28 protein-coding genes are annotated in these 25,477 nt (G+C 39.1%); 18 read left to right on the plus strand and 10 right to left on the minus strand.

Annotation, left to right across the window (positions count from 1 at the left end):
- Positions 1 to 93 precede the first annotated feature (93 nt).
- Positions 94 to 1,455 carry an NAD-dependent succinate-semialdehyde dehydrogenase gene (locus BP549_RS05005; protein WP_292378656.1) on the minus strand — a complete coding sequence of 454 codons (1,362 nt, stop codon included), beginning with the start codon at positions 1,453 to 1,455 and terminating at the stop codon, positions 94 to 96.
- Between the two features lie 326 nt (positions 1,456 to 1,781).
- Here BP549_RS05005 and BP549_RS05010 point away from each other — a divergent pair, with 326 nt between their 5' ends.
- From BP549_RS05010 to BP549_RS05025, 4 genes are all read left to right on the plus strand, one after another.
- The gene (locus BP549_RS05010) at positions 1,782 to 2,117 is read left to right on the plus strand and encodes a hypothetical protein (protein WP_292374502.1); all 336 of its coding nucleotides are present in this window, start codon (positions 1,782 to 1,784) and stop codon (positions 2,115 to 2,117) included.
- Positions 2,118 to 2,770: 653 nt separating this feature from the next.
- Complete coding sequence (locus BP549_RS05015) at positions 2,771 to 3,166, plus strand: hypothetical protein (protein WP_292378658.1); 396 nt, start codon at positions 2,771 to 2,773, stop codon at positions 3,164 to 3,166.
- 1,115 nt (positions 3,167 to 4,281) lie between these two features.
- A complete protein-coding gene (locus tag BP549_RS05020) occupies positions 4,282 to 4,701 on the plus strand; it encodes a cupredoxin domain-containing protein (RefSeq protein WP_292378660.1) in 420 nt (139 codons plus the stop codon).
- A 560-nt stretch (positions 4,702 to 5,261) separates the two neighbouring features.
- Complete coding sequence (locus tag BP549_RS05025; RefSeq protein ID WP_292374499.1) at positions 5,262 to 5,648, plus strand: hypothetical protein; 387 nt, start codon at positions 5,262 to 5,264, stop codon at positions 5,646 to 5,648.
- A 172-nt stretch (positions 5,649 to 5,820) separates the two neighbouring features.
- Here BP549_RS05025 and BP549_RS05030 read toward each other — a convergent pair whose 3' ends face one another.
- Together BP549_RS05030 and BP549_RS05035 are read right to left on the minus strand one after the other, a co-directional pair.
- Positions 5,821 to 6,207 (minus strand): succinylglutamate desuccinylase/aspartoacylase family protein, encoded by a 387-nt coding sequence (locus BP549_RS05030; RefSeq protein ID WP_292378663.1) that lies wholly within the window; start codon positions 6,205 to 6,207, stop codon positions 5,821 to 5,823.
- Positions 6,208 to 6,482: 275 nt separating this feature from the next.
- Positions 6,483 to 7,673 carry a tetratricopeptide repeat protein gene (locus tag BP549_RS05035; RefSeq protein ID WP_292378666.1) on the minus strand — a complete coding sequence of 397 codons (1,191 nt, stop codon included), beginning with the start codon at positions 7,671 to 7,673 and terminating at the stop codon, positions 6,483 to 6,485.
- 111 nt (positions 7,674 to 7,784) lie between these two features.
- Between BP549_RS05035 and BP549_RS05040 the strand changes: the two genes are divergently transcribed.
- Positions 7,785 to 7,925 (plus strand): hypothetical protein, encoded by a 141-nt coding sequence (locus BP549_RS05040; RefSeq protein ID WP_292378668.1) that lies wholly within the window; start codon positions 7,785 to 7,787, stop codon positions 7,923 to 7,925.
- Positions 7,895 to 8,635 carry an HAD family hydrolase gene (locus tag BP549_RS05045; RefSeq protein ID WP_292378671.1) on the plus strand — a complete coding sequence of 247 codons (741 nt, stop codon included), beginning with the start codon at positions 7,895 to 7,897 and terminating at the stop codon, positions 8,633 to 8,635. Before BP549_RS05040 ends, BP549_RS05045 begins: the two co-directional genes overlap by 31 nt.
- Before the next feature lie 370 nt (positions 8,636 to 9,005).
- Here the strand turns inward: BP549_RS05045 and BP549_RS05050 are convergent, their stop codons facing one another.
- Together BP549_RS05050 and BP549_RS05055 are read right to left on the minus strand one after the other, a co-directional pair.
- A complete protein-coding gene (locus tag BP549_RS05050; RefSeq protein ID WP_292374492.1) occupies positions 9,006 to 9,884 on the minus strand; it encodes a tetratricopeptide repeat protein in 879 nt (292 codons plus the stop codon).
- A gap of 905 nt (positions 9,885 to 10,789) precedes the next feature.
- Positions 10,790 to 11,302, minus strand: coding sequence for a response regulator transcription factor (locus BP549_RS05055; protein ID WP_292374490.1), 513 nt, complete (start codon positions 11,300 to 11,302; stop codon positions 10,790 to 10,792).
- Positions 11,303 to 11,542: 240 nt separating this feature from the next.
- Here BP549_RS05055 and BP549_RS05060 point away from each other — a divergent pair, with 240 nt between their 5' ends.
- Positions 11,543 to 11,824 (plus strand): MarR family transcriptional regulator, encoded by a 282-nt coding sequence (locus BP549_RS05060; RefSeq protein WP_048105965.1) that lies wholly within the window; start codon positions 11,543 to 11,545, stop codon positions 11,822 to 11,824.
- 217 nt (positions 11,825 to 12,041) lie between these two features.
- On the opposite strand, the gene trxB is transcribed toward BP549_RS05060, so the two are convergent.
- Positions 12,042 to 12,971 (minus strand): thioredoxin-disulfide reductase, encoded by a 930-nt coding sequence (gene trxB / locus BP549_RS05065; protein ID WP_292378673.1) that lies wholly within the window; start codon positions 12,969 to 12,971, stop codon positions 12,042 to 12,044.
- Positions 12,972 to 13,025: 54 nt separating this feature from the next.
- Positions 13,026 to 13,268, minus strand: coding sequence for a glutaredoxin family protein (locus BP549_RS05070; RefSeq protein ID WP_292374486.1), 243 nt, complete (start codon positions 13,266 to 13,268; stop codon positions 13,026 to 13,028).
- 162 nt (positions 13,269 to 13,430) lie between these two features.
- Here BP549_RS05070 and dph5 point away from each other — a divergent pair, with 162 nt between their 5' ends.
- The 5 genes from dph5 to BP549_RS05095 all read left to right on the plus strand — a co-directional run bounded on the left by dph5 (position 13,431) and on the right by BP549_RS05095 (position 17,157).
- The gene (gene dph5 / locus BP549_RS05075; RefSeq protein ID WP_292378675.1) at positions 13,431 to 14,231 is read left to right on the plus strand and encodes a diphthine synthase; all 801 of its coding nucleotides are present in this window, start codon (positions 13,431 to 13,433) and stop codon (positions 14,229 to 14,231) included.
- Positions 14,232 to 14,270: 39 nt separating this feature from the next.
- On the plus strand, positions 14,271 to 14,552 hold the full coding sequence (locus tag BP549_RS05080; protein ID WP_292374482.1) for a DUF357 domain-containing protein: 282 nt from the start codon (positions 14,271 to 14,273) through the stop codon (positions 14,550 to 14,552).
- Positions 14,553 to 14,823: 271 nt separating this feature from the next.
- Entirely contained in the window at positions 14,824 to 15,213 is a 390-nt protein-coding gene (locus tag BP549_RS05085; protein ID WP_292374698.1) for a DUF555 domain-containing protein, read from the plus strand.
- A 253-nt stretch (positions 15,214 to 15,466) separates the two neighbouring features.
- Positions 15,467 to 16,366 (plus strand): carbohydrate kinase family protein, encoded by a 900-nt coding sequence (locus BP549_RS05090; RefSeq protein ID WP_292378677.1) that lies wholly within the window; start codon positions 15,467 to 15,469, stop codon positions 16,364 to 16,366.
- A gap of 119 nt (positions 16,367 to 16,485) precedes the next feature.
- Positions 16,486 to 17,157 carry a diphthine--ammonia ligase gene (locus BP549_RS05095; RefSeq protein WP_292374478.1) on the plus strand — a complete coding sequence of 224 codons (672 nt, stop codon included), beginning with the start codon at positions 16,486 to 16,488 and terminating at the stop codon, positions 17,155 to 17,157.
- 878 nt (positions 17,158 to 18,035) lie between these two features.
- Here the strand turns inward: BP549_RS05095 and BP549_RS05100 are convergent.
- Genes BP549_RS05100 through BP549_RS05110 form a run of 3 tightly spaced genes read right to left on the minus strand, consistent with a single transcriptional unit; the run spans position 18,036 to position 19,618 of the window.
- Positions 18,036 to 18,431 (minus strand): 5-(carboxyamino)imidazole ribonucleotide mutase, encoded by a 396-nt coding sequence (locus tag BP549_RS05100; RefSeq protein WP_292378679.1) that lies wholly within the window; start codon positions 18,429 to 18,431, stop codon positions 18,036 to 18,038.
- Between the two features lie 21 nt (positions 18,432 to 18,452).
- Positions 18,453 to 18,740, minus strand: coding sequence for a chorismate mutase (locus BP549_RS05105; RefSeq protein WP_292378682.1), 288 nt, complete (start codon positions 18,738 to 18,740; stop codon positions 18,453 to 18,455).
- A gap of 14 nt (positions 18,741 to 18,754) precedes the next feature.
- Entirely contained in the window at positions 18,755 to 19,618 is an 864-nt protein-coding gene (locus BP549_RS05110; RefSeq protein ID WP_292378842.1) for a shikimate kinase, read from the minus strand.
- Positions 19,619 to 19,857: 239 nt separating this feature from the next.
- On the opposite strand from BP549_RS05110, the gene BP549_RS05115 reads away from it, so the two are divergent.
- The 6 genes from BP549_RS05115 (at position 19,858) to BP549_RS05140 (ending at position 25,141) form a co-directional block, all read left to right on the plus strand.
- Positions 19,858 to 20,853, plus strand: coding sequence for a phosphate uptake regulator PhoU (locus BP549_RS05115; RefSeq protein WP_292378844.1), 996 nt, complete (start codon positions 19,858 to 19,860; stop codon positions 20,851 to 20,853).
- Between the two features lie 747 nt (positions 20,854 to 21,600).
- Entirely contained in the window at positions 21,601 to 22,242 is a 642-nt protein-coding gene (locus tag BP549_RS05120) for an Era-like GTP-binding protein (protein ID WP_292378684.1), read from the plus strand.
- Positions 22,243 to 22,247: 5 nt separating this feature from the next.
- Positions 22,248 to 22,607, plus strand: a complete 360-nt coding sequence (locus BP549_RS05125; RefSeq protein ID WP_292374469.1) for a DUF2073 domain-containing protein — start codon at positions 22,248 to 22,250, stop codon at positions 22,605 to 22,607.
- A 14-nt stretch (positions 22,608 to 22,621) separates the two neighbouring features.
- Positions 22,622 to 23,134 (plus strand): hypothetical protein, encoded by a 513-nt coding sequence (locus BP549_RS05130; protein ID WP_292378685.1) that lies wholly within the window; start codon positions 22,622 to 22,624, stop codon positions 23,132 to 23,134.
- A gap of 215 nt (positions 23,135 to 23,349) precedes the next feature.
- Positions 23,350 to 23,964: a 6-phospho-3-hexuloisomerase gene (gene hxlB / locus BP549_RS05135; RefSeq protein WP_292378688.1), complete on the plus strand. Its 615-nt coding sequence runs from the start codon at positions 23,350 to 23,352 to the stop codon at positions 23,962 to 23,964.
- A gap of 64 nt (positions 23,965 to 24,028) precedes the next feature.
- Positions 24,029 to 25,141: a pyridoxal phosphate-dependent aminotransferase gene (locus BP549_RS05140; RefSeq protein ID WP_292378691.1), complete on the plus strand. Its 1,113-nt coding sequence runs from the start codon at positions 24,029 to 24,031 to the stop codon at positions 25,139 to 25,141.
- The last annotated feature ends 336 nt before the right edge of the window (positions 25,142 to 25,477 follow it).

Consider the following 25,477-nt stretch of genomic DNA (forward strand, 5'->3'; position numbering starts at 1 on the left):
TCTCAAGTGTAAATAAATTTCTGAGATTCTTCTTAATGAATTTTGGGTTCTTTTTCAATATAAAGCTTCAATCAGCCTCAGCTCTTGTAAGCCTCACTTATTGACCACAACCGTCTTTATGTTCACAAACTCTTTAAGCCCGTAATGTGAAAGTTCTCGTCCTATTCCGGATTTTTTTATTCCGCCAAAAGGTAGTCTCGGATCCGATTTAACCATTCCATTAATGGCTACAATTCCTGATTTTATCTTTTTTGCCAGCCTCTGAGCCCTTTCCAGATCTCCAGACCATATCTCGGCTCCTAACCCGAATTCTGTGGAGTTTGCGACTTTAATGGCTTCATCCTCATCTTTTACTGTAATCACCGGGGCAATAGGCCCGAAGACCTCTACATTGCAAACCCTCATGTCTGTGCTGGCTGCAGGGATGATGGTCGGCCTGAAAAAAAAGCCCTTATTGTGCTCTTCTCCATAAACTTGAGGTTCTGCACCTTTCTTTTTTGCGTCTTTCAAGACTTTTTCAAGACTTTCTATAAACTCTTTCTTTGCAAGAGGTCCGATATCGGTTTCCTCATTCATAGGGTCACCGATTTTCAGTTCCTGCATTTCAATTTCAAATGCCTCGATAAAGTCCACAACAACATCCTCTAGGACAATAAATCGCTTAGCAGCACAACTCTGTCCGGTATTGAGAAAACGAGCCTTTACGGCAGTCTGCGCAGCCCTCTCTATATCAGCATCCTCAAGCACTATAAAAGGATCCGAACCCCCAAGTTCAAGTACGAAAGGCTTGATCAATCCCCCTGCAAGCTCCCCTATTTCCGAGCCAGCGACTATACTGCCGGTAAGCGAAACCCCATCTATCATTTCTTCTTCAATAGTTTCCATGGCAGTTTTTGAGTCAATTAACAGGGTATTAAATACGTTTTCTGGAAATCCAGCCTCAATAAATACTTTTTCGATCTCCAACGCTGATCTTGGAACATTTGAAGCGTGTTTAAGTACACAGACATTTCCTGCACATATTGTCGGCACTGCAAACCTGAAGACCTGCCAGAAGGGGAAATTCCAGGGCATAATCCCAAGAATTACTCCAAGAGGCTCAAAAGTTATGTAACTTTTCTCTGCCTCTGTATCCACAATCTCGTCTTTCAGGAATTCGGCTGCGTTTTCCGCGTAATAATCACAGATCCAGGCGCATTTTTCAATCTCGCCTCTTGACTGCCTGATAGGTTTTCCAATTTCCTTCGTAATAATTTCGGCATAAATCTCAGAATTCTGACGAAGGACTTTACCAGCCCTTGAAAAGTATTTTGTTCTTTCCTCAATAGACAATGAACTCCACCCGGAAAAAGCGGCTCTAGAGTTTTCAATTCTAGACTCACATTCCTCGAAAGAAAACGAGTCATATGTCCAGTTTACCTCCTCAGTATAAGGATTAATGGATTTTATTTTCACGACTTCCCCCCAAAAAGTCATAAAAGTCATTTAATAATATTGGAATTCCCTGTATTATAATTTAAGGAAACTAGGCAGAAGACAAAGACTCTCAATTTCAAATTAATTAAAAGATCCAGTATAAAACGAAAATCATAAAATTATATATTATGTTTCGTGGGTTTAAGAGAATACTTTCTGAACTATCAATGGAAATGAGATAAAACGATGCAGAATTTTTGATTTAAGGAGAATTATGTTCAGAATCTAGCAGCAATTATTATAAAATCTCAATATCAATTATAAAGCATCTATTATAAAACACATTATTTGAGTGGAGGAAAAATATGAGAAAAGCACTTATTATATTGATAGTTTTGTTCGGCGTATTCCTTGCAATAGGGTGTGCTGGTCAGAAAGGTGGGGCTCCAAATAAAACAGGAACTCCTGTAGAGGCTGTAACTGAGGTTAAGGTAGTAACTGGCGTTGAAGCTGTAACTCCGGTTCAGGAAGTCGTAGCTGTAACTGAAGTTATAAAAGAAACTCCTGTTACAGAAGTAACTCCAGCTATGGGAGTAAATAGGACTACTATACAAGGAAATAATACTACTGTAAATAGAACCACCATAAAAGGTAATAATACTACTGCAACTAGGACCACTGTAACCAAAGTAACTCCTTGAGACAATTACTATATTATTTAATGGTAAATCGGTACTAAATTGTCTCAAGGTAATTCAGTGTTCTATCTTTAATCCAAGTACTTTATTGTGTAATTTGCCTTCTATATGCTAATTTTTAGAAGCATAAGGTGGCAGCTGTGAATTTGTTTGGCAACTCGAATAAGAAACATATGAGTTAATCTTTGCCGGGAAGGTATTTCTATCAGTATTCTCTCGTATAATGTAGTGATAGAAATATTACAGCAAAGAAAATAGATATAAAAGTAAATGATATCAGATGCTTGAAAAATCAGTTATCTAAAATTCTTACTTTAACGAAAAAAGTCTTTAAAAACGATTTTATTTTTTCGATCATTCTATATCCTTTTTTCCTATCAGTGAGCTTAATTGTTTTTCTGGTTATCAAAACATTTGGTATATTTTTCAATCTCGTTTTTTGAAATTCTTCTTTTGTAGTTCTAATGAAGGTAAAACCGGAAGATTGAGAAGTGTATTGACTTAACTGAAGATCCCTGTTTTCAGAGATACTAGGGGTGTTATACGGCAGATCATAAGAAGAATTATGTTCAGAATCTAGCAGTAATTGTTATAAAACCTCAATATCAATTATAAAGCAACTATTATAAAACACATTATTTGAGTGGAGGGAAAATATGAGAAAAGCACTTGTCATATTGATAGTATTGTTCGGTGTATTCCTCGCAATAGGATGCGCCGGTCAGAAAGCTCCAAATGAGACCGCAACTCCAGTTAAAGGGGTAACTCCAGTTAAAGAGGTAACTCCAGTTGAAGAGGTAACTCCAGTTAAAGAAGTAACTCCAGTTACGGGAGTAGAAAATGTAACTGGGAAGAATGTAACAAATGTAACTGGAAAGGAGAATGTAACAAATGTATCTGGACAGAATATAACTATAAAGAAGAAACATGAACAAAAGACTCCAATCGAATTAGGAACTCCAACTGGGACACAAACTCCAGCTAGAAATGTTACAGGTACTACTGGTGAAGGTGGCGGAGTAGTCCATGTAACTCCTGGCAAAGGTAAATGAAGAAACTTTATCTAAAAACAATATGGGCAGAGTAATCCGGTAATTCTAATTGAGCCTGAATTATCCTTGGTAATAGGCAATGATCAGAATTCTGCCCATAGTATAAAACTTTTACAGTAAAGTTATGTATAATCTTTAAATGTAACGAAGCTAGCTGTGACGTTTTAGTTCTGTAGCAGAAAGACGAAAACACTAACAGAAAGGCAAAAGTATCTGACTCTAGTACAAAAATCCGTATTTGCTGAGAAGGCATATAGGAATTACCTGGAAATTTAGTTTCAAGGAGAGTATCTTTTAAAAATTATCTCTAATTTTTGAGAAAATTATCCTTTTCTTAGCCAGTTAAACTGTTAGGCTCTTCGCTATTTTGGGTGGGTTTAATATAATTGCCAAGTTGAAAAATGATCACTCCAAATGGATACAGATCCCTCAAAAAATTAGTTTTTAAGGATTATTAAACCTTATTTTCTCAATTAAATATATTATCAGTCCTTCCACAATTAAGGTACATTAGTTAAATGATCTATTTGCTATTTAGATGGTTTAGGTTCTTTAATTAATTGATTAAATATCATTTTTTCCTCGCTTTTATCATTGAATTTTGTATAAATGAAAATGATATCAGGCGCCTCAGACATAAATCAAAGAAATTGTGAGCAAATAATGGTTTTATATTGGTTATTTATCAATTTTAAAGAGTATTATCGGTTATTTTACTAAAAAATTAATTTTCAAAGTGTAACTTTGTTGGGAAAATTCTAAACGCATATCTATTACCCAAAATAAGCATTCTATATCCCTAGTTTTAACAATGATTTGGAAGGACCCTAAAATAGATAAGTATCGACTTTGAATCTGATTTTCCAAACAAATTCTTTTCTATGTGTAAAACGTTTTACAATTTTCTTAATCTTTTATTTTAAAAATAAATTTTTGGCGATATAATATCATAGTTTATCTAAAGAGGTGAATTATATAAATATAATTCTAAACTTATCTTTAAAAATCTGTGATTCTAGATTAAATCATAAAGGAACTATGTTTAGAACCTGGTGGGAACTATTATAATCTCAAGATATTAATTATAATGCACTTATTTTTGTGGGGGAAGACGAGTGAAAAGAGGACTTGTAATTTTCATAGTTTTACTTAGCATATTCCTGGCAATAGGATGTGCAGGAAATAAACCGGCAACTCCGGTTGAAACGCCTGCAGTAACTCCGGTTGAAACGCCTGTGGTTCCGGTTTCTAACACAACGCCTCAACCTGCAGCAGGTGAAGGAAAGATCGTCGAAGTTGATATCCAGAATTCTGCCTTTAACCCGGAGTCAGTAGAAATCCTGACAGGTGATACCGTAAGATGGGCGAACAAGGATTCAATTGCTCATACCGTGAGAGGGCCTACCTTTGATTCCAAGGTACTTGAGAATGGAGACACATACGAATTTCTGTTTACGGATGCCGGAACATATAATTATAACTGCTCAATCCATCCTTCTATGAAAGGAACTGTGGTAGTAATTGAGAGGAAGTGATAACGGTTTTGCTTAGGCAAAAAGCACTGAAGTTTGATATCTTAGAACCTATCGATATTGACACCGAAATTAGCCTTTAAATAACCTTTTTTATTTTTAAACTGATTCATATACAGTTTTTATAAACTTATTCATTGTTTTTTAACTTTTGCGAGTTTAATTTAATAAAGCAACTCCATAGAATTTTCCAAGAAAAAAGTAATATCATTGCTTTTGGGGTAATATAGTCACTTTTTACTTCAAAATCACTACTGGATGATCTCTTTTCTACTTAACAAAGCAAAACCTAAAAGAAAGATGAACTTAAAAGATTCAGGAAAGAATCTTTTGATATCGGTGACCTGGCTTCTGTAGCTTGCGAATTGAAGTATACCCGCGAGATAAAGCAAATCCTTGCAAGAGAATTTAATGCTCCATCAGAGGATTTTGTAAAATATTTCGGAAAACAGGTACATTCCGGGCCTTTTACTCAGAATGTCCGTGAAAAGTTCACAGGCATTACAAAGAATGCCCTATCCCAGTATATAAATGAAAAAATCAACGAGAGATTGAAATTTGCAATGTCTGAAGAACCTGCAGAAGTAATTGTAGATAAAAATGATGGGCAGGAAAATACCGAGATTGCAAAAGAAGCCAATGATATCACAACAACAGAAGAGGAGATAGAAGGATATTACATTGTAAAATCAATCCTTCACTCGACTGTTGATCCAAAAAGGATAGTTATGAGAGATAAAAAGAATTACTGTGGCATATTGCTGGATAATAACAATAGAAAGCCCATTTGCAGATTGCATTTTAATACAAGGCAGAAGTATCTTGAGCTGTTTGCCGATGAGGATAGAAAAGCTGAAAAAACTCCAATAAATGAGTTAAACGACATATATAACTATTCAGAAAATTTAATCGCTACAGTAAACAGTTATGAGAAAGAATTGATTAAATAAATAGCAAAAACATAGATTTGATTTAAATTTTTTACATTGAAATTACTCTTTCTTCCACTAAATTCTACTTTTTAATTTTGGCTCCTCAGATTTTTCAGGGATGGTAAGAAAAGAAAAAATGAGAATAGGAAGAGACAAAGATAGAAACGAAATTAAAGCCAGGAACGGGAATTCAGGTTTTTTCTAAATCCTGTTCGGACTTTCTAGCTTCGTACAGGTTCCAGGGACTCTGTCCCATATCCATAAATTCTTCAAGCTGCGACTCCACGAATTCTATCTTCTCAAAACACGCAATATGGAAAAATGCATCTCCTTCATTGACTAGTGGAAGGTTATTTTTTCCTATAATGATGCCGTTCTTCTCGGTTTTCACGGGAATTTCTCCTGCTTCGCTAAACGGATCAACAACAAATCCGATAATTTCTCCTTCCCTTACCCTGTCCCCAAGCTTTTTGTGCGGGTGGATAATCCCGCTTTTCGGAGCCCGGACCCAGACGCTTGAGCGCGAGATAACCGGTAAAATGCTTCTCCTTTTTCGTGAAGGAGGAACATGTAGCATTCCTAAGGATTCATAACTCGCCTGATCCCGCGCGCGCCCATTCTTGCCGCAAGAGCATCAAATCGAAGAGCTTTCCCGCCTTAGTAAACAAGCACAGGAATACCAAGGTTGCTTGCAGCTTCTCGTAGCGATCCATCCCGAAGTTTCGAATCCAGGACAACAGGCATCTAAAAAATAAATATCAAAATAAAAATGTAAGAATTTTGAAGAAAAAAGTAGAATTGTACAATAATAAGCTATTGGACAATAAATAGGCCGATTTATTTGAAAATTGATTACTGGATATCTCCCCCTACTTCGGCATATCTGGGATCGATTTCTACAGCTTTCCTATATGCTTCTTCAGCCTCTTCTTCCCGCCCTAGGAAACTCAGACAGACAGCTTTCCCAAACCATGAATCGGCAGCGTCAGGACTAAGCTTTAGTGCCTGCTCATAAACACCCAGAGCTTCTTCGAAGCGCTTAAGTTGTGCAAGCACGAAACCCAGACTGGAAAAAGCTTCCAAATACTCAGGGTCAAGCTGTGTAGCTTTCCTGTATGCTTCTGCGGCTTCCTCAAATCTCTGCATCTGGCTGAGGGTAAAGCCCTTATTATACCAGACATCGGCACTTTCTGCGTTGATTTCGATTGCTTTGTCAAAAGCTTTAATTGCCTCGTCGTATTTTTCGAGATTCTCGAGGTCTATCCCCATGTTGTTCCAGGCGTCATCGTTCTCAGGATCCAACTCCACAGCTTTTTGATATGCTTTCAGAGCCTGCCTGTAACTGCCAAGGCTGTCCAGATCCACGCCTTTATATTGCCAGGCTTCTACAAAATTAGGATCAATTTCGAGTGCCTTGTCGTACGCGATGATTGCTTCATCATAGTTGCCCATTTGCCCAAGAGCTATGCCTTTTCCTACCCAGGCCTCTTTATAGTCGGGATTCTCATCAAGGACTTTTTCATAGGCTTCGACAGCCGCTTCATAATTTCCCGCTTGGCTCAGGTTTAGGGCCTTTCCATACCATGCATTAGGATAATCTGGCCTGAGTTTAAGGGCTTTTTCATAGGCTTTAACAGCTTCGTCATACTTTCCAACCTGGGAAAAAGAAAAAGCCATATTATTCCATATATCTGGATCATCTGAATTGATTTTGACAGCTTTATTATAAAGCTCAAGAGCCTCCTCATATTTTCCAAGAGTTTCAAGGACTTGAGCTTTATTATTTAATAAATTTATATTCTCTGGATCTTTCTCAATTGCCTTATCAAAAGCTACAATTGCCTCATTAAGCTTGCCACTCCTGAGAAGGTCAAGTCCGTATTCATTAAGCCCGTATGCAAGGACTTCATCACTGATTTCGTTCTTTCCTACATCCCCCGAATCATTCAGAACATACATATCTTCGGAAACCGTCTCTTCTTCAGATTTTTCTTTCCCGCCTTCTTTTCTGAAGGATTTATCGTTTGCTTCGTCCGAATTCATATCAATATTTCCTGCTCTGGCTTTTATGGTAGACCCTGCGGATTCTTAAGTGTCCGCGTTCGGTATTTACTTAAATCCATTGTTCGTTTATAATCTATACATCTGTCCTTTATGGCTTTTATAGCCTCTCCCCGGAAAACCCTGAGAAAAGTTCCAGACTGGATAACAGGGAAGGAAGATGCAAAATTCACAAAGTTCAGAAAACCGGCAGGCTCGAAGAAATGGAAGAATTCGATAAAAACAGGAGCATAATTCAGACAGATCAAGAAAGAATTTATCCCGGAACCTTAAAGGCCATACTTTTTGATATGGATAACACTCTTTTTGATTTCATAGCCGCAAAAATGGAAGCTTTCAGGAAGATTTTATCGTTTATTGGGAGAGAAAAAGGAGATATTGCTGAAGAACCTTCGGAGCTTTTCAGGTATTTCCTGAGAGGGACCTATGGTTTTGAAGATTACGAAAATATTCGAGACTATATGCAGGATAGGAATCTTTTTACAGCTCAGGGATACAGGAAATGCTGTGAAATATATGAACAGGAAAAGCTGGAAAATCTCGAACTCTATCCAGCTGTAACGAATACGCTTGATAAGCTGAAAGGTCTGGGCTTAAAGCTTGCGATTATAACGGACGCTGATAAGCATCATGCTTTAGCAAGGCTTACAAAAGTCGGACTTCTTAATTACTTTGATCTTCTTGTAGCGGCGGATACAACAGGCACAAAGAAACCGGATCCAACACATTTCCTTTTTGCGCTTGAAGTTCTTGAAATAACTCCCGAGGAAACCCTGGTAGTGGGAGACAGTATCAAAAGGGATATAGTCCCTGCCCGAAAACTTGGATTGAAAACCGCTTATGCTTCCTACGGAGACTGGAGACCTGGAGAAGAAGCAGATCAGTGCTTTGATTTCAGGCTCAATAGTTTTTCTGACATGCTTGATATACCTGGTCTTCTCTGAGCAGCAAGCCTTTTCAAAAAATGCTTGATCGCAAACCTTTTCAAAAAAGGTTTGATCGAAAACTCCAACTAGTGGCGTGATTAACCGGCGCGACGGTTGCGTTTGAGTTTGAGACCCTTATCTCTAGCCCTATCCGGCATGATAAACCGGCACAATGGTTGTGCTTGACATATTGGACTCTGAAAAGGTATGCAGGTAAACCTGTAAGCTGTAAATCTATAAACCAGATAGATCAGGAAAAAAGAAGACTTTTGGATAAATGAAAAACTTTTGGCCGTCAGTACTGATAATTCCTATAAGAATTTTCGGCTAACGGCTTTTTCTGGCTCTGGATCTTTGACAGCAATGGAAAAACCTGAAATCTGGCTACTTAAAGGAGATCGGAATATATCGGGTTTATATCGACCGCTCTTTCGTAGGCCTCCATTGCCTTTTGGTGTTTCTTAATCCTGTCGTATACAATGCCTTTACCGATCCAGGCTTTTGTAAAACTTGGATTGATATCGATAGCTCTCTCAAAAGCTTGAAGTGCCTCTTTGTATTTTTCCAGATCTCTTAGGGCAATTCCCTTATTGTACCAGAATCGGGCATTGTCGGGGTTTGCTTTTATCTTTGTGTCAAAGACCTCCACGGCTTTTTCGGTATAAAGCTTTGCTTCATCGTGTTTTCCAAGCCAGCGGAGAGCTACACCCTTGTTATACAGGGCTTTACCATTCGCAGGGTTTAATTCAAGAGCTCTATTAAAAGCGCTAATGGCCTCTTCATAACTCTTTATCTTGCAGAGCCCCATACCTTTCTTGCACCATTCGCTTGCACTCATAGAGCTCATGTCGTAGTTCTTCTCATAAAGGCGGATAGCCTTCTCGAAATCATCCATAGCATCTTCGTATGCTTTCATTTCCCTCAGAGCCATTCCCCGCCTGTACCATACTTCAGGATCCTCAGGAGCAAGATATATAGCCCGATAGTATGCATCCAGAGCTTCCCTATACTGCATAAGGCCTATAAGCAGGTCACCTTTGGAGTACCACGTCTTCGCATCCGCAGGATTGATCTCAAGAGACCTGTTAAGGACATCAAGAGCTTCATCATATCTGTAAAGGCTTTTCAGAACCATCCCTTTGCTAAACAGGATTTTTGCATTGTCAGGGCTTATTTCCAGAGCTTTGTTATATGCATCCAGAGCTTCGGCAAATCGTCTAAGTTCATGGAGTGCAACACCTGTATTGTACCACTCGTTAGAAGTCATCACTCAACCACACCTTTTTTCGATCACGTTTTTCCACTGTTAATCACATCTACTCTAGCAATAATATATGCCTTCAGAGCGTTAAATCAATTTTGTACTTTAGCTCTGTATCAAAAATAAGGACATATCTACAGTTTCACGTCGTAGTTTACGTTTTGAAGACATATTTACAGTTACACACAATAAATTATGTATTTGCTCTTTTTTAAGGATTTTGAAAAATTCCTATACTTTGTTATTTTAAAAATAAAGTTTTCATAATTGATTTAAGGATTAGATAAAGTAAAACAAATTTATACCATATTTTTCAATTTCTCATTAATATTAATGAAATATATTTATCTTAGCCCCAAATTCTTCAGTCTTTCCTCTATTTATTCTGAATTTTTGCCCTGACATGGAGGAAATCAGTCTTTTAAATAAAATCTGAAAAATCCGATAAGTTCGACTTCGGTAAAAGTCTAGACTTCTTTCTTCTCGCGGCATGTCAAAAGTCTGATTATTATCTCTTCATATTGAAGAATTGAGGATCTCTCTTATCTAAAGAGACTTAAATCAGGGTCAGAGACTTAAATTAATACCGGATTTATCTCTTCATAGCTTCTCGTCTTCTTAAAGCCTATTCTAAAGATCTTTTTAAAATAATCTATACGGGTGTCCCGGGGATATAGGCAGACATATTTAATTAATTATTATATTTTAACAAAGATCGTGAAATAACGACAGGAATATTTAATAAGAAATTAAATAAATGATAGGCATCTGAGAATACTTCTGACCGCTTTCTAATATGCTGTAATGATAAAAAATTTCAAAGTGGTGCCCTAAACTTTTTAGGGCTATATTTCCATTTTGTAAAGCTTTAGAGTGGAAAAAAATTTTTCTGTTCTGAACCAACTTTGAAGTCAAATCTGAGTACGCTTTAGAATCATTCTCACTCTGGCTCGTATTTCCACTGGGTTAAAAGGCGTAGTAACATAATCATCGACTCCCGATTCAAAAGCCTTAACCCTGTTTTCCACTTCTCCTCTTTCACTTAGCACCATCACTGGGATCCACCAGTACCTTGAACTGGTTCTAAGCTGCTTGCATATTTTAAAATCTTCAAGATCTGCAAGTCCGGTATCCAGCAAGACAAGGTCGGGTTTTTCAGTTTTTACGGCTTCAAGTGCGGAAAAGCCACCAGGGATTTTAACAACGTTATAATTTTCAGCTTCAAGCGTCGCCTTAATATTGCAGGTAATGTTTCCATCACCCATAATCAAGATTTTCTGACGTGTATCATTTAGATTTGCAATTCGGATCTTTATCAATTCTTCCGGAACTGAAAGACTGGAAGCAATATCCCTTTCACTTATTTCAGGCTGTTCCTCAATTAATCTCAAAATTTCACAATCAAGATTTTTATTATTAACCACCCTCCATCACCATACAGTATAACATTTTCTTAGATCTTAAACATTTCTTATATTTTTTATAATATGCCATATTTTAAATTTAATACAGTTTATAGAGCATAGAGTTCTCTAAATATTCAGAAGATTTTTTATCAATCGCCGGATTGCCCAATCAGGAGATAAGTTTATAACCGTAAATAACAAGTTAATATTGGAAATATGAATCACTTACAGAGAACAGCCACCTCTGAGATGATATCAATGGATCCAATGGAAAAAATCTTCGGTAAAACCGCACAAATGACAGTACTTAAGAATCTGATCGAACACCAGAACGAATCAACTTACCTTTCGGGAATAGCTGAAGAAACTGGCCTGTCTCACTCTAGCGTATCAAGGGTTATTACTCCTTTGATTGCGTCGGGAATCGTCATAGAAAAACCCCTGGGAAAGCAAATCCGAACTTTCCAGTTGAACATGGATAATGAGGCAACAAGATTGATCATAGATTTCTACAATAAAATTAACCAGATGCTGGAATAAGCCTGAAAAAATAGAAGCGCGAAAAATGGAAAATAGGGACAGAATAATTTTACTGTTCCTTCTCTTAAATTTATGAACAATTAAACTTTAAGGCGATCTCAGTCAACTGGTCCAGGTTCGGATAATTTTTCAGGAGCCTGCTTCAGTCAACTTCAGTCAGAAGATGATGATTCTAATATTCTCATCTAATTAATATTTCACATCTAACTAATATTTCTCATCTAACCTCTTTTTTGAGGCTCTCTATGTATAGACTTGCAGTAGTAGCTGCGAGTGCGCCATCTCTAACGGCTGCCACAAGCTGCCAGATAGGTGTATCACGACAGTCTCCAGCAGCATAAATTCCTTTCTTTGAGGTTTCAAGGAAGTTATCCGTTTTGATAAAACCTTCTTTATTCTTTTCCACATCAATGATCTCAGTATTCGGACGAATACCTACGTAAATAAAAACACCGTCTGTAGCCAGTTCATGCTGCTCTTCATTTTTTAGATCCTTATAAATTACTTTTTCGACTCTTCTAATTCTTCCGCTGCTTCCTAGGATTTCCAGGATAGAGGCATTGAAAATGAACTCAATATTCGGAATTGCAAAAGCCCTATCCTGGAGGATTTTTGCAGCTCTCAATCGGTCTCTTCTGTGAATAAGATAGACCTTCCGGGCAATCTTAGAAAGGAGAATAGCATCATTAATAGCTGTATTTCCTCCTCCGGCTACTATAACGGTTTTGTTTCTAAAAAAAGGCCCGTCACATGTGGCACAATAGGAGACCCCTTTACTGAGGAACTCTTTTTCCCCTGGTATGTTCAAATGCTTCGGATTTGCGCCTGTAGCAATTATGACAGCTTTTGATTCAAGGTCTCCGTTATCCGTGGAAATTACCTTCTTTTCCCCCTCGTCGCGAATAGAGAGTACTTCGGTTATCTGTGTCTTTACCCCGGCTTCCTGAGCATGGAATCTATATTTTTCCATTAATTCAAGCCCTGAAATTGCTGGAAAGCCAGGATAATTTTCCACTACATCTGCAAGAGCAATCTGGCCGCTAATTTCACTTCTTTCAAGAACCAAAGTGTTAATTCCGAAACGTACGGCATAGATCCCGGCTGTGAGCCCTGCAGGCCCTCCTCCTATAATAATCAGGTCGTACATACTTACCTCCTGAATTCAGAAAAACAGTTAAAAACTAGATATTTTGGAATTAACTCAGCTAATAAGGGATATAGCATCGGCTTTTTTCGGAAGGCCTGTGAAAGCTACCTCCCCATCAATAATAGTTGTAGGAACTCCAACTATACCGTACTTATCTATCAGTGCCTGGCCCTCTGGAGTTTCCGCATCTACTTCTTCATATTCGAAGTCATACTCAGATTTCAAATCTTTCCAAAGTCGACGGGTTGCCGGACAGGCAGTACACCAGCTTGCGTGAATAAGCGTAACTTTAACCATGATAAAACCCCACTAAAAAATACAGTTGTAAGCTCATTCTATTATTAATTCCATAATATAAATAAGTTAAGCGTACCCGTAAATTCGGAAAATAAAGAGTTTTTATTGCTTGTATCTATCCAAGCAAAAAGCTTTAAACCCGCAGAGATCTTAAAGCGGGCTATGCTTACATTTATAGGTCTGGGTCTTTTTGATGAATATGACATTTCTTTAAAGGGACTTGAGGCTGTCAGGGAAGCTGACATGGTTTATGCTGAGTTCTATACATCCTGTCTCATGGGTACGAACCTTGAAAAAATGGAGAAGCTCTACGGAAAAAAAATTATTTTGCTTTCAAGAAAAGATGTGGAGCAGCATCCTGACTGGCTCAACGAGGCAAAAGACAGGAACCTTTGCTTCCTAACTGGTGGAGATACAATGGTCTCCACGACCCATGTAGATCTGCGCTTGAGGGCTCAAAAACTGGGAATTGAAACACGTCTGGTTCATGGAGCTTCTATTGCCTCAGCTGTTTCAGGACTCACAGGACTGCAGAACTACCGCTTTGGGAAATCCGCAAGTATTCCTCACCCCTATGAAAGCAGGAGAGGCACAAAAGTAATCTCAGAAACTCCTTATGACATTATAAAGCAAAACCTGGAACTGGGCCTGCATACTCTGGTGTTCTTGGATATAGATAAGGAAAAAGGCTACATGACTGTAAATACTGCACTTGAGCTTCTCCTCGAAGTCGAAGAAAAGAGGAAAGAAGGGGTTATGCATGGAGCTGCTGCAGTGGGAATAGCAAGGGCAGGCTCGGAAAACCCAGTTGTAAAAGCAGATTATGCAGAAAACCTGAAGGACTTCGATTTTGGAAAGCCTCTCCACATCCTTGTAATTCCCGGAAAACTGCATTTTCTTGAGGCTGAAGCGCTTGTGAAACTTGCTGGAGGCCCAATAGGGTTTATGAAAGAAGTGGATTAAAGAGAGAATAATATTTCTAAATCCCTTTTGGTGATCACGATGCCTGCCGATCTTAATGAAAAAGTCAAAAGATACGAGGATATGTTAAAGAGAGCACTCCAGAAAGCCAAATATTCCCCAATTGAGGGATCCCATATGTATACCGTTGCAAAGGATTATTATACAATGGCAGAAGCCTATTATAAAGATGGGGTGTATTTTCTGGAGAATAAAGACCCTGTAAATGCCCTTGCCTCCTTCAGTTATGGCCATGCCTGGCTCGATGCGGGAGCGAAGCTCGGTGTTTTTGCAGTAGATGACGAAACTCTTTTTACTATATAAAACAAGAATAAAAGAGAACAAATAAGAGAAAATCAAAAATGCCTGAACCCTGATACTAGGGTGAAAGCATAAATACCTCAATTGGAAGGATTAAATTTCAGAACTATAAATTAAAATCTTAACTGAAAATATAAAAGTGAATGTAGTACTATTCTATTGAAGCAGAAACAATTTATATACTTTATTCTATTCTTTAGATTCTGTAAAAACTTTCCCTATCGGGAAATCTCCTTGAAAAAGGAGTAGAACTAAATAATTATGGTGGACGATAATGAAAAACTTCCATGTAGTACTTGAAGCAGCTTGGTTGGTTAGAGATGTAAAGACGGCTGATGATGCTATAGGCGTCGCGATTTCAGAAGCTGGAAAACGCCTGAACCCTAAATTGGATTTTGTAGAGGTTGACGTGGGAACTACGTCTTGCCCGATATGTGGTGAACCTTTTAGCAGTGTTTTCATAGCAGCAAACACCGCTCTTGTAGGTCTTGTTTTTGAGATGAAGGTTTTTGATGCCGAGTCTGCCGAACATGCGGAAAGGATCGCAAAATCCGTTATAGGAAAATCCCTCAGGGACATTCCGTTGACAGTCGTTGAAGTGACCGAATTCGAAAGGTCAGCCGAGAAGAGCGAACAGCAGCAGAAAAGCAAAACAGGCAAATAACAGGTTTTTCTCAAAGCCTGTTAGGAACTGAATAAGGCATAATGCTGCGGCTAGTTATGCCTCTGGTTTTCTTCAGACATGACCTGAAAAGGTACATGGCTGAAAAGAGGCCCTCGGTGAGAAAAGATCAATTTTGGTTAATATAAGTCAGCAAAAAAGCAAGTTTTATCTCTCCTCCAGGCTTTGTTTTTAAAGTTGGATCCGGCGTAAAGATCCGGGCTTTTTTACAATCCACGAAAAAAGAGGATACTACATGGACAGAATAATTTCTATAGTAGGACATACTGCCCTTGATTACATTGTAGATGTTGAAAAAATCGCAGGAAAAAATGAATCGTCCCCTGTCATTGATTATGAAGAATATCCTGGCGGAGGGGCCGCCAATATTGCGGTTGCCATTGCAAAGCTTGGGGGGAAAAGCCAGCTGATTTCCCCTGTAGGCACGGATTTTGTAAGTTCAGGATATGAAAAACTGCTTACAGAAATGAATGTTGACCTCTCCCGCCTTTATAGAATTGAGGACCGGAAAATTTCCAAAGCATTTATTTTTACTGACAGAGACGATAACCAGGCAACCTATTTTTACTGGGGAGCCTCTTCAAAATTCAAAGAATTGGAGCCCGAACCTGCAGATTTTGTCCATCTTGCAACCGCTGATTCGGTGTATAACGCGAAGATAGCGCAAATTGCCAATTTCGTATCCTTTGACCCCGGTCAGGATCTTGTTACGTATTCAAAAGAAAACCTTGAACTCATACTCGCTCATACTGATATCCTTTTTGCGAACCGACATGAGATAAGGCGAGTTTCAGAGATGACCGGAAAGAGTTTCTCCGAGCTTAAGGCGATGATTAACACTATCGTGGTTACATACGATTCAGAAGGCAGCAGGATCTATACAGGTAATGAAGAATTCTTAATTCCTGTAATTCCTGTCAAAGCTGCAGATCCCACAGGAGCAGGAGATGCTTACAGGGCAGGTTTCCTCCTGGCTCTTACCAGAGGATACTCACTTTCCACATGCGGGAAAATAGGGTCTACAGTAGCTTCTTTTGCTGTACAGACACGGGGCTGCCAGACAGACCTTCCCACCTGGGAGGAAATGAAAGCCCGTTATGAAGCCAATTTTGGAAGGCTTGAGGAAGAGTGCTGAAATAGCTAATTACTAAGAAATCATGATCAAAAGTCAAAAAGTATATAAAATATTATAATGATCCACGCATTATAACCCGCTACGTACGAAAAAGATAGTAAAACAAAAAAGGGATGCAGATGAAACTCGCAGCACTGGTTTCCGGTGGCAAGGACTCGATTTTTGCCATATATAAAGCCCTCCAGGAAGGACATGAGGTTACCCACCTGATTAATATTATTCCTGCAAGGGACGATTCCTACATGTACCATTCCGTCAACCTCCACATGGTAGAATTAATCTCTGCCGCCTGTGAAATTCCATTGGTTCAGCAAGAGTCCAGCGGAATAAAAGAACTTGAACTGGATGACCTGACCCTTGCCCTCAAGAAAGTAGATGTAGACGGAGTAGCTGTAGGTGCAATTGAATCTCAGTACCAGGCAGGTAGAGTGAAGAAAATCTGCGATTCCCTGGGGCTTAAGGTCTATACCCCACTCTGGCACAGGGACCCTGAAGAATTGCTCAATGAGATGTCAAAAGTGCTCGATATCCGGATTGTCAGAGTCGCAGCCGACGGTCTTGACAAGTCCTGGTTGGGCCGCCCTATAAATGTAAATTCTATTGAACATCTTAAAGCCCTGAACAAGCGGTACATGGTCCACATGGCCGGAGAAGGCGGAGAATATGAAACTGTTGTGCTTGACGCTCCATTCTTTAAAAAACGAATTGAGATTGTGAAAAGTGAAACCGAGTGGCAGGGTGACACTGGTTCCTTAAAGATCCTGGAAGCAAAACTTGTCGACAAAAATTGATTCTCAAAAAATTTCCTGAGAAGTAGGTGAATTCCAGAGATTGGATTTCATTTATTTCATAATTTGAAGCTATATAATTCTTCAAATCAAATCTTTTTACTTTTTATTCTTTATTTTTTACTTTTGTCATTTATGCGTTTTCTCAAGTCTATTTTTTGCATTTTTTTAGCTTGAATCTGGATTTACCAATGTGAACCTGACTTAAAAGATCTTTTGTCAAAAATATAAGTGCTGCGAAAAATCCACATAAAATAGCAGTATATCTTCATTTTTATATATTATGCCGTATATTTATAAGTAGAGCATCTGAGAAAAATCTTATTCTGTTGTAAACCTCAGCCAATACTTTTTCCCCCAACTCCCCCCAACTCCCTTAACCTCCAAATACTCAGATGCTCTATCCCCAACGTTATTGTTTTTATTATCCAAGTGCTTTCAAGTACTTTCATTTGTTTGTCCTGTTATTCAAAGAATTTCGCTTCTATTTTTCCTATATACTGTGTTTAACAATACTTTTTGCAACTCAGCCTGATTCTGTTTGTTTCTTAACAGATCTTTCCAGCTGAAATAAAATGAATAACTAGAATAACTCTAGATCAAGTGGGTTAAACAGAGCTGAGCAAGGGTAAAAAAGGATTTTAATAATGTTGAGCAAAGATGAACAGGGTTAACTGGTTAAAGCTGGTTAAAATTGGTTAAAGCTGGTTAAAAAAGGTTAAAATGGGTTGAGCAAAACTGAACAGAGGTAAATATAGCCTTAATAATTGAAATAGTTTAAAAAAAGATTTTCGGAGTGAGCCGACTGAATTTCGTAAATCTATTATCACTATTTCAAGCCTGAAATGAAGGCCTTTAACTTTTAATAGGCTTCTCAAGGCTTAGTTGGTGTCAATTAAATCCAGTATTCTCAAAGCAAGATATGCACCGTTTGCTCCATTATCGATTCCAACACTTCCAACAGGCACTCCTGGAGGCATCTGGGCAATGGAGAGCAGAGCATCGAGTCCACCAAGCTTCGCGCTAACAGGAACTCCTACAACAGGTCTTTTTGTCCTTGAGGCTACAACCCCAGGAAGGGCTGCGGATAAACCTGCAATTGTAATAAAGACCTTTGCATCAGTGCTTGAGATGTAGCTTTCAAGTTCGTCAGGGTTCCTGTGAGCAGAGATAACCATCACTTCATAAGTGTATTTGCTCTTTTCAAGTACGGATATCGCACGGTTGGCGATAGGCCTATCGGATTCGGAACCCATAATTACTGAGATATCAACCATTTTTTAACTTCTCCTGAGCAGTCAGGGCAGGTTTCCCTTGCCACTCAACTCGTTTTGACGTTCAATACTCATCCTGATAAGAATCTCAAAAATAGCTTTTATAGATCCTAAATCAAGATTGAGCTCGGTTGCGGCATTTAAAGCTCTGTTAACTACAACCTCATTTTGTTTCTGGTCATTTATCAAAGTTCCATTTATTCTTTTTGATTCAAGTACTCTTTCAGCCAGATTTACTCTTCTATCAATGAGGGCAAGAATTTCCCTATCAATTTCTTCGATTTCTTTGCGGACAGACTCAAGCTCGCTCAATTGAACTCCTCGCTTTATAAAGATATTGCATCTCTGTTATTTATAGAGGTTTCTATAACCCTGCCTTCGATCCCACAGCTTTCCCAGGCCGATCTAAGCTCTTCAATCTGGTTTTCTTTGACAAGAGCAACATATGCTGGTCCCGACCCGGATAGGCTTACTCCTTTTACTCCACATTCCAGGGCTCGAAGAATGCATTCAGTATCAAAGCCAAGAGCGGCACAGTAGAGGAAACCATTTAAAGTCATCGCTTTTTCATATTCTCCTGCAAGTGCAAGTTCATATGCCATATCCACATAAGGAGCAATGAGCTTTGAACGTTTTACATTTGTCTGTGAGCTGAATACTCTCCTATTCGGCGCAAAAATTAGTACTTTTGAATTGTATTCTTCTCTTTTGAGCAATTTCAATTCCCGGTTATCAGTAATCACGACTCCGCCGAAAAAAGATGCACAAGCGTCATCAAAAGACCCTGTTATCGTTACTTTTGCTTCCTTTGCAGCTCTTACCCCAAGTTTTACAGCATCAAGAGGAGGCATAGATTCTTCAATAGCGTTTAAGGTTGCGAGTACAGTTGCATTGGCAGCTGCACTGCTACTCTTGAGTCCACCTGCAAGTGGGATATTGCTGCTTGTTTTTACTGTGCCTCCAAGTTCAATCCCGAAGTGTTCAAGCACAAGTTCAACACACCTTTCAATAAGAAAAGTATCTCCTTCAGGCATTCCCTCAATAGATCCGTGGATTTTTCTTTCGCGATCCGAGAGTTTTACCTCTGAATATGTTTTTAATCCAGTCCCAAATGCTGCACCTTTCCAGGTCGCAAATGCTGCGATAATGGTTCCTGCCCCAGACGCGCAGGCGTGCCCTTCGAGTATCATCAAGCTCAGAATGCGTTATTCTTTAATATTTTTTACTGCGTTTCTTCATATGAATAAAGTATCCTGAAACGCAGAGTTCTGTGGCAGATTCATAAAAAAGCAAGAATCCACAAATATAAATAGTAAAGTTGAATCAAGTATATAGAAAATGTACTTCTAAGTATAATTAAAAGTATTATCAAATTAGGAATAAATATTTCTAATTTTCAAATTTAGCAACCAAAAACGGGGAATCAATTATCGAGACCAGGAAAGTACAGCAAACAGGCGGATCTACTTACATTATTTCCCTTCCTAAGCAATGGGCTGAAAAAGTCGGAATCGAAACAGGCATGAGGGTTTCTATCCAAGCACAGCCTGACGGAAAACTACTGATAAACCCAATTCTCGAAGGAAGGATAATCAAAACTAAAAAAATTGATGTTACAGGCTGTAAAGTAAGAGAACTGGAGCGAGACATCGTTGCTGCATATCTTCACGGATATGATAGGATTGAACTCTCCTCAGAAAGAATACTTGCAGAACAAAAACAAACAATCCGGAGAGTTTGTTACAAACTCATAGGCTCAGAAATTACTGAAGAAAGCTCAAGCTGTGTGGTTATCCAGGATCTTCTTAATCCGAATGAACTTCCTATCAAAAAAGGCGTACAGAGGATGTTCCTCATTGCGAGATCAATGCAAAAGGATGCGGTAAGAGCCTGTAAAACTGTTGATCACGATCTTGCGCTTGACGTAAGTCAGAGAGATGACGAGGTTGATAGACTATATCTCCTGATTTCCAAGCAGTTTCGCTCTATTCTCTGCGGAGGTGGGATGCCTGACTCTTCAGAAACAAACATAGAGGAATACCATGAGTTTAGAATGGCGGCAAGTCCTCTGGAAAGGATAGCCGATCACGCACAGAAAATAGCAAATGTAGCCCCAAAGCTGCAATATCCTGTTAATGATAAAATGATGGAAGAGATCGAGGAACTCAACGATGCTTACATGGAACTGGTGAAGCAGTCAGTTGAAGCCCTCTTTGAAGCCGATACTTCTCTTGCCAATCAGGTAATAGATAGCGTTGACAACATGCGCACATGGGTAGAGGAACTGCATGCATCTATTTTAAAATTGGAGTCACATGAGACTATGATTTCACTCGGGAGTGTTGTAGAAAGTTTATCTAGAATAGGAGATCTTAGCTCTAATATAGCCGAAGTTGCTATAAACGCGGCAATCCGGGACAGATAGACAAAGCTTTACCGAAAAAATCAGAAACACTCCTCTGCCTGAAAGTATTATATTACTTTCAAGCAAAGTATCCTAAAAGTAATAAAAAAGTTAGATATATAGTTAGAATCTTAAATCCAAAATAAAAAGTTTACCTTTTAATGCTTTGAAATACCCAAAAGATATCTTCAAATTTATATAAGATATCCTGAAGCTTATATAAGATATTTTGAATATCTGAATGAAAATTAAGGTATAAGTATAAATGAGAATTGAGTGAGAAGATACCAGAAGATATCTTCACAAAAATCATTTATATTTTTAAGGTCGAATAAATAAAAATAGGAAAAGATATAAAGGAAAGTGCAGAACATCAGTGCACATATAAAAAATTAATACGAATAAAATCAGTTCGGGAGAGTTTAAAGTCTTCTGGATAGAAAGCTTTTTATTTTTAGATAAAAAGCCCTTTTATTAATGTGGTGAGGGAATCAGGCGATAAAAAGCAATTTATTTATATTCTGGTGTTATTTCCACGGAGGCGCTTTCTATTCTACCATAGAAAGGACTTGAAAACTTCATATTTATTCCGAGGTATACTGGAAAGGAAAAAGAACATCTACAATTTCCCCCAATCCACTCAGTGCGGTAAATAGAAGTTACTTATATTCATGGATCAAAAGATTAAAAAAATTTAAGTACCAACCCGTAAAGGAAAGCAATCCGAGAAATCCTTAGGTGCTATGCTTTTCCCAAAGGAGGGAAGCTATGAATATGATAAAACGATTTAAGGTAAGCTTTTCAAAAATATTTAACAAGCTCTTTAAGAAAAAAGGAGCATGTATAGGAATCTACGGTCCCCCCAATGCCGGTAAGACGACACTTAGCAATCGGATCCTTAAGGATTGGGTCGGAGCCGAAGAAACGATGGGTTCTGTTTCTCATATAGCTCATGAAACCCGGCATGCCAAAAGAAGGAACGCAATAAGTATTGAGACCAACGGGCATACAATCAGCCTTGATATCGTAGACACGCCCGGGCTTGCCACAAAGATCGATTTCCATGATTTCATGGAGCAGGGAATGAGTGATTCCGAATCCAAAAAACGATCCAAAGAAGCGACAGAAGGAGTAATTGAAGCTGTCAAATGGCTGGATGACCTTGATGGTGTCATACTTGTTATGGATTCCACCGAAAATCCCTATACTCAAGTCAACGTAACAGTAATAGGGAATATGGAAGCCAGAAACCTTCCGCTTCTTATCGTAGCAAACAAGGTGGATCTCCCTGAAGCTGACCCGGCCGTGATAAAGGAAGCCTTTCCCCAGCATCCCATGGTGCCAGTTTCGGCCCTTGAAGGGGTGGGAATGGATTCATTTTATGAAGCTCTGGCAAAGCAGTTCGGGTGATCTACATGCAGGGAATTCAGCTTGATTTGATATCCGAAGCCAGAATTTCTCAGATGGCTTCGATGGAAAAAGTCCGATACATAATCGATGAGGTACGAAAAGGTAAAATCCTGGTGCTTGAAAAGGGCTTGAACCCGATGGAGGAAGCAAAACTTATAGAAATGACAATGTCAGCGATCCAGCCTGATGTGTTTTCAGGCATCGAGATGCAAAGTTATCCTGCAAACACAGATGGTTCATTGTTGGGAAAAATTTTCAAAAAACAGAGCAGTAAGAGACTTACGGTAATAGGGCCTGCAAATCAGCTCAAAACCCTTAAGAAAGATCGGAATCTCATCAGTGCACTTGTCTCTGCAAGTAAGTAAACGAAGTGGAAGCAATGTGTGCCCAAAAGACCCAAGACGTGGAAGCTATAATTTACCCTCCCCAGTCCCTCGGCTCCTTTGAGATGGGCAGGAATGACGTCACTGTAATCTGCACTTACGGGAAAATCGCCGTGTGGTTTGGACGGAAAGTTCCTGATTATATTATAGCACAGATACTCATAGGAATTTCAAAAGTCGACCAATCTACGGTTCATGAGTTTGAAATAATTTGCAAGTTTGATGAGATCACGGAGTATGAGAGTAAAGGGTACACACTCGTGTCCTATGGAAAAACAGCCAGTGGTTATCGCGTAAATTATAGTATTCCCTTTTCCAATAAAAAAGCCCTTTTCCACTTATCAAAGTTTATACTTGAAGAGCTCCAAAAAGGAGAAACACGTAAGGACTTTTATTGGAACGGTAGTGACTGTGATATCCAGAGGCTCTATCATGAATTTAAGAGTAATATTGAGAACTGGGAATTGAAAGCTATTAATTATAAAACTGAATCGCAAACAAGCAGGTAAAAGCCTGGACTGCTGGCATTGCGGCAAGGTGAAAAGAAGGCTTCCGAAATTTGCCCTGAGATTCCGCAATGTAATTTTTAAGGAAAGAAGGCTTTGGTAAAGTATTTCAGGAGCATTTTCTATCATTGACATAATAGGTGAATAAATTTAATTAATTGATTATTATAATATCAAATATTACCAGGCACTTATTCAATATTTTTCGGAGAACTCATATGGAAAAAGTTCAGGTAAACGACTGCGAAGATGTATTATTATCAATGAAAATGATTGCAGCAAACCTCAATGAGATAATTGACAGACTTGACAGAGAGGCAATAAAGTCAATGATCCAAAAGATTCTGGAAGGAGAAAGAATCTTTGTGATGGGAGCCGGAAGGTCCGGGCTTGTTGCCAAAGCTTTTGCAATGAGGCTTATGCACCTCGGATTCAGCGTGTATGTAGTCGGCGAAACTACAACCCCTGCTGTTCGACCCCAAGATGTGGTGATTGCCATTTCCGGATCAGGAGAAACCCATTCTATAGCCGATCTCGGAAAAATCGTAAAGGATATTGGCTCAACCCTCATAACGGTCACCTCTAAAAAAGAATCCACACTCGGTAGAGTCTCGGATATTGCTATGATCCTTCCGAGCAAGACTAAAAACGATCCTGATGCAGACGGTTACCTTGAAAGAAATATGCGGGGAGGTTACAAAAATCTGCCTCCTCTGGGCACATCTTTCGAAATTACATCGCTTATTTTCCTTGACTCGATAATCTCTCAGCTTATTACGCTTACAGGCGCCTCGGAAGCCGAACTGAAATCGAGACACACGAACATCGAATAAAAGTCTTAATTGCTAGCAGGTATATTTAAAAACATTAATTTATAGGGATACAGGAGGGCTCAATTTGAAGGGAATAAAGTTTTCAGAGAATGTAGCCAGGATAGACACCTCAGGGATTAGGAAAATTTTCGAAGCCGCAGGCTCGGACGCTATTAACCTTGGGCTTGGACAGCCTGACTTTGACACCCCAGAGCATATCAAGGCCGCGGCAATAAAAGCTATAAACGAGGGCTTTACGGGTTATACGGTTGGTTCGGGTATTCCGGAGTTAAGAGAAGCCCTGAGTTCCAAGTTCAAGGAAGATAACGGGTTCTCTGTTTCCCCTGAGGAGATAATTGTCACCTCGGGAGCCTCGGAAGCTCTTGCCATTGCCCTTGCAGCTCTTCTAAACCACGGGGATGAAGTCCTTATTTCAAACCCTGGCTTCGTGTCTTACAATGCACTGACCGAAATTATGAGTGGCAAAGCCGTAGGTGTTCCACTCGCCGAAGACCTTACTATGAAGCCTGAGACCGTGCTTGAGAAAATTACTCCAAAGACCAGAGCCATAATCCTTAATTCCCCTTCAAATCCCACAGGTACAGTCGCAAGTAGGGCAGATATAAAAGCCCTGACCGAGATTGCAGACGACCACAATATAACTATTATTTCCGACGAAGTCTATGAATACTTCGTCTACGAAGGAGAACATGTCAGCCCTGCCAGCTATTCGGACAATGTGATTACTGTAAACGCTACCTCTAAGAGTTATGCCATGACCGGCTGGAGACTCGGGTACGTGGCAGCTAGAAAAGATTACATAGGCCAGATGCTTAAGGTGCACCAGTACTTCCAGGCCTGCTCCAACTCAATTGCTCAGAAAGCTGCTTATGCTGCAGTGACAGGGCCCAAAGATTCGGTCAACGCCATGCGAGAGGAGTTCAGAAAGCGCAGGGATGTGCTCGTAAAAGGTCTGAACGACCTAGGGATGGAATGTGCCCTTCCGAAAGGAGCTTTCTATGCTTTCCCTAAAGTCTCAAATTCTGCTGAGGCCGCCTCGAAATTGATCTCAAACGGCGTTATTGTCACTCCTGGCACAGCCTTCGGAAGCGAAGGGGACGGCTATATCAGAATTTCCTATGCGGCTTCAATGAAGGATATTGAAAAGGCCTTGGGCATCATGGAAAAAGTACTCTGAAAACGTATTCTGAGGCAATGCTGTAACAAAAATATTCTCATAGAATAGTTTAAAATCCCGGAAAAAATCTGGAGGATTTTCAGAGATTCCTATAAAAGGAATATTTTTCTTGGGGTTTTCTTTCTGACTTTTCTTTCTCTCGGGTTTCCTTCTGCAACTTTATAGAAATCTTTAATTCAATCTTTTTTACTGCTGGAACTACTGTTTTGACGATATCTCTTTCAATAATGTCTCTCTCGACAATATACCTCTTGACAATAATCTCTCAGGTTATAGGTTTTTGTCAAAAATTTATTTCAACCGCTGTTTACATTTTTCAATAGTTTCTCAGCACAT

Origin of the sequence: Methanosarcina sp. UBA289 (assembly GCA_002496565.1) — an archaeon.
GTDB lineage: Archaea > Halobacteriota > Methanosarcinia > Methanosarcinales > Methanosarcinaceae > Methanosarcina.

Coding starts and splice junctions, on each gene's coding strand:
- BP549_RS05090 (WP_292378677.1), top strand. CDS start 15,467: ATGGACAGAATAATTTCTATAGTAGGACATACTGCCCTTGATTACATT.
- BP549_RS05010 (WP_292374502.1), top strand. CDS start 1,782: ATGAGAAAAGCACTTATTATATTGATAGTTTTGTTCGGCGTATTCCTT.
- dph5 (WP_292378675.1), top strand. CDS start 13,431: ATGCTTACATTTATAGGTCTGGGTCTTTTTGATGAATATGACATTTCT.
- BP549_RS05015 (WP_292378658.1), top strand. CDS start 2,771: ATGAGAAAAGCACTTGTCATATTGATAGTATTGTTCGGTGTATTCCTC.
- BP549_RS05025 (WP_292374499.1), top strand. CDS start 5,262: ATGTCTGAAGAACCTGCAGAAGTAATTGTAGATAAAAATGATGGGCAG.
- BP549_RS05080 (WP_292374482.1), top strand. CDS start 14,271: ATGCCTGCCGATCTTAATGAAAAAGTCAAAAGATACGAGGATATGTTA.
- BP549_RS05130 (WP_292378685.1), top strand. CDS start 22,622: ATGTGTGCCCAAAAGACCCAAGACGTGGAAGCTATAATTTACCCTCCC.
- BP549_RS05085 (WP_292374698.1), top strand. CDS start 14,824: ATGAAAAACTTCCATGTAGTACTTGAAGCAGCTTGGTTGGTTAGAGAT.
- BP549_RS05125 (WP_292374469.1), top strand. CDS start 22,248: ATGCAGGGAATTCAGCTTGATTTGATATCCGAAGCCAGAATTTCTCAG.
- BP549_RS05100 (WP_292378679.1), bottom strand. CDS start 18,431: ATGGTTGATATCTCAGTAATTATGGGTTCCGAATCCGATAGGCCTATC.
- BP549_RS05070 (WP_292374486.1), bottom strand. CDS start 13,268: ATGGTTAAAGTTACGCTTATTCACGCAAGCTGGTGTACTGCCTGTCCG.
- hxlB (WP_292378688.1), top strand. CDS start 23,350: ATGGAAAAAGTTCAGGTAAACGACTGCGAAGATGTATTATTATCAATG.
- BP549_RS05110 (WP_292378842.1), bottom strand. CDS start 19,618: ATGATACTCGAAGGGCACGCCTGCGCGTCTGGGGCAGGAACCATTATC.
- BP549_RS05040 (WP_292378668.1), top strand. CDS start 7,785: ATGGCTTTTATAGCCTCTCCCCGGAAAACCCTGAGAAAAGTTCCAGAC.
- BP549_RS05095 (WP_292374478.1), top strand. CDS start 16,486: ATGAAACTCGCAGCACTGGTTTCCGGTGGCAAGGACTCGATTTTTGCC.
- BP549_RS05045 (WP_292378671.1), top strand. CDS start 7,895: ATGGAAGAATTCGATAAAAACAGGAGCATAATTCAGACAGATCAAGAA.
- BP549_RS05060 (WP_048105965.1), top strand. CDS start 11,543: ATGGATCCAATGGAAAAAATCTTCGGTAAAACCGCACAAATGACAGTA.
- BP549_RS05035 (WP_292378666.1), bottom strand. CDS start 7,673: ATGAATTCGGACGAAGCAAACGATAAATCCTTCAGAAAAGAAGGCGGG.
- BP549_RS05120 (WP_292378684.1), top strand. CDS start 21,601: ATGAATATGATAAAACGATTTAAGGTAAGCTTTTCAAAAATATTTAAC.
- trxB (WP_292378673.1), bottom strand. CDS start 12,971: ATGTACGACCTGATTATTATAGGAGGAGGGCCTGCAGGGCTCACAGCC.
- BP549_RS05030 (WP_292378663.1), bottom strand. CDS start 6,207: ATGCTACATGTTCCTCCTTCACGAAAAAGGAGAAGCATTTTACCGGTT.
- BP549_RS05050 (WP_292374492.1), bottom strand. CDS start 9,884: ATGACTTCTAACGAGTGGTACAATACAGGTGTTGCACTCCATGAACTT.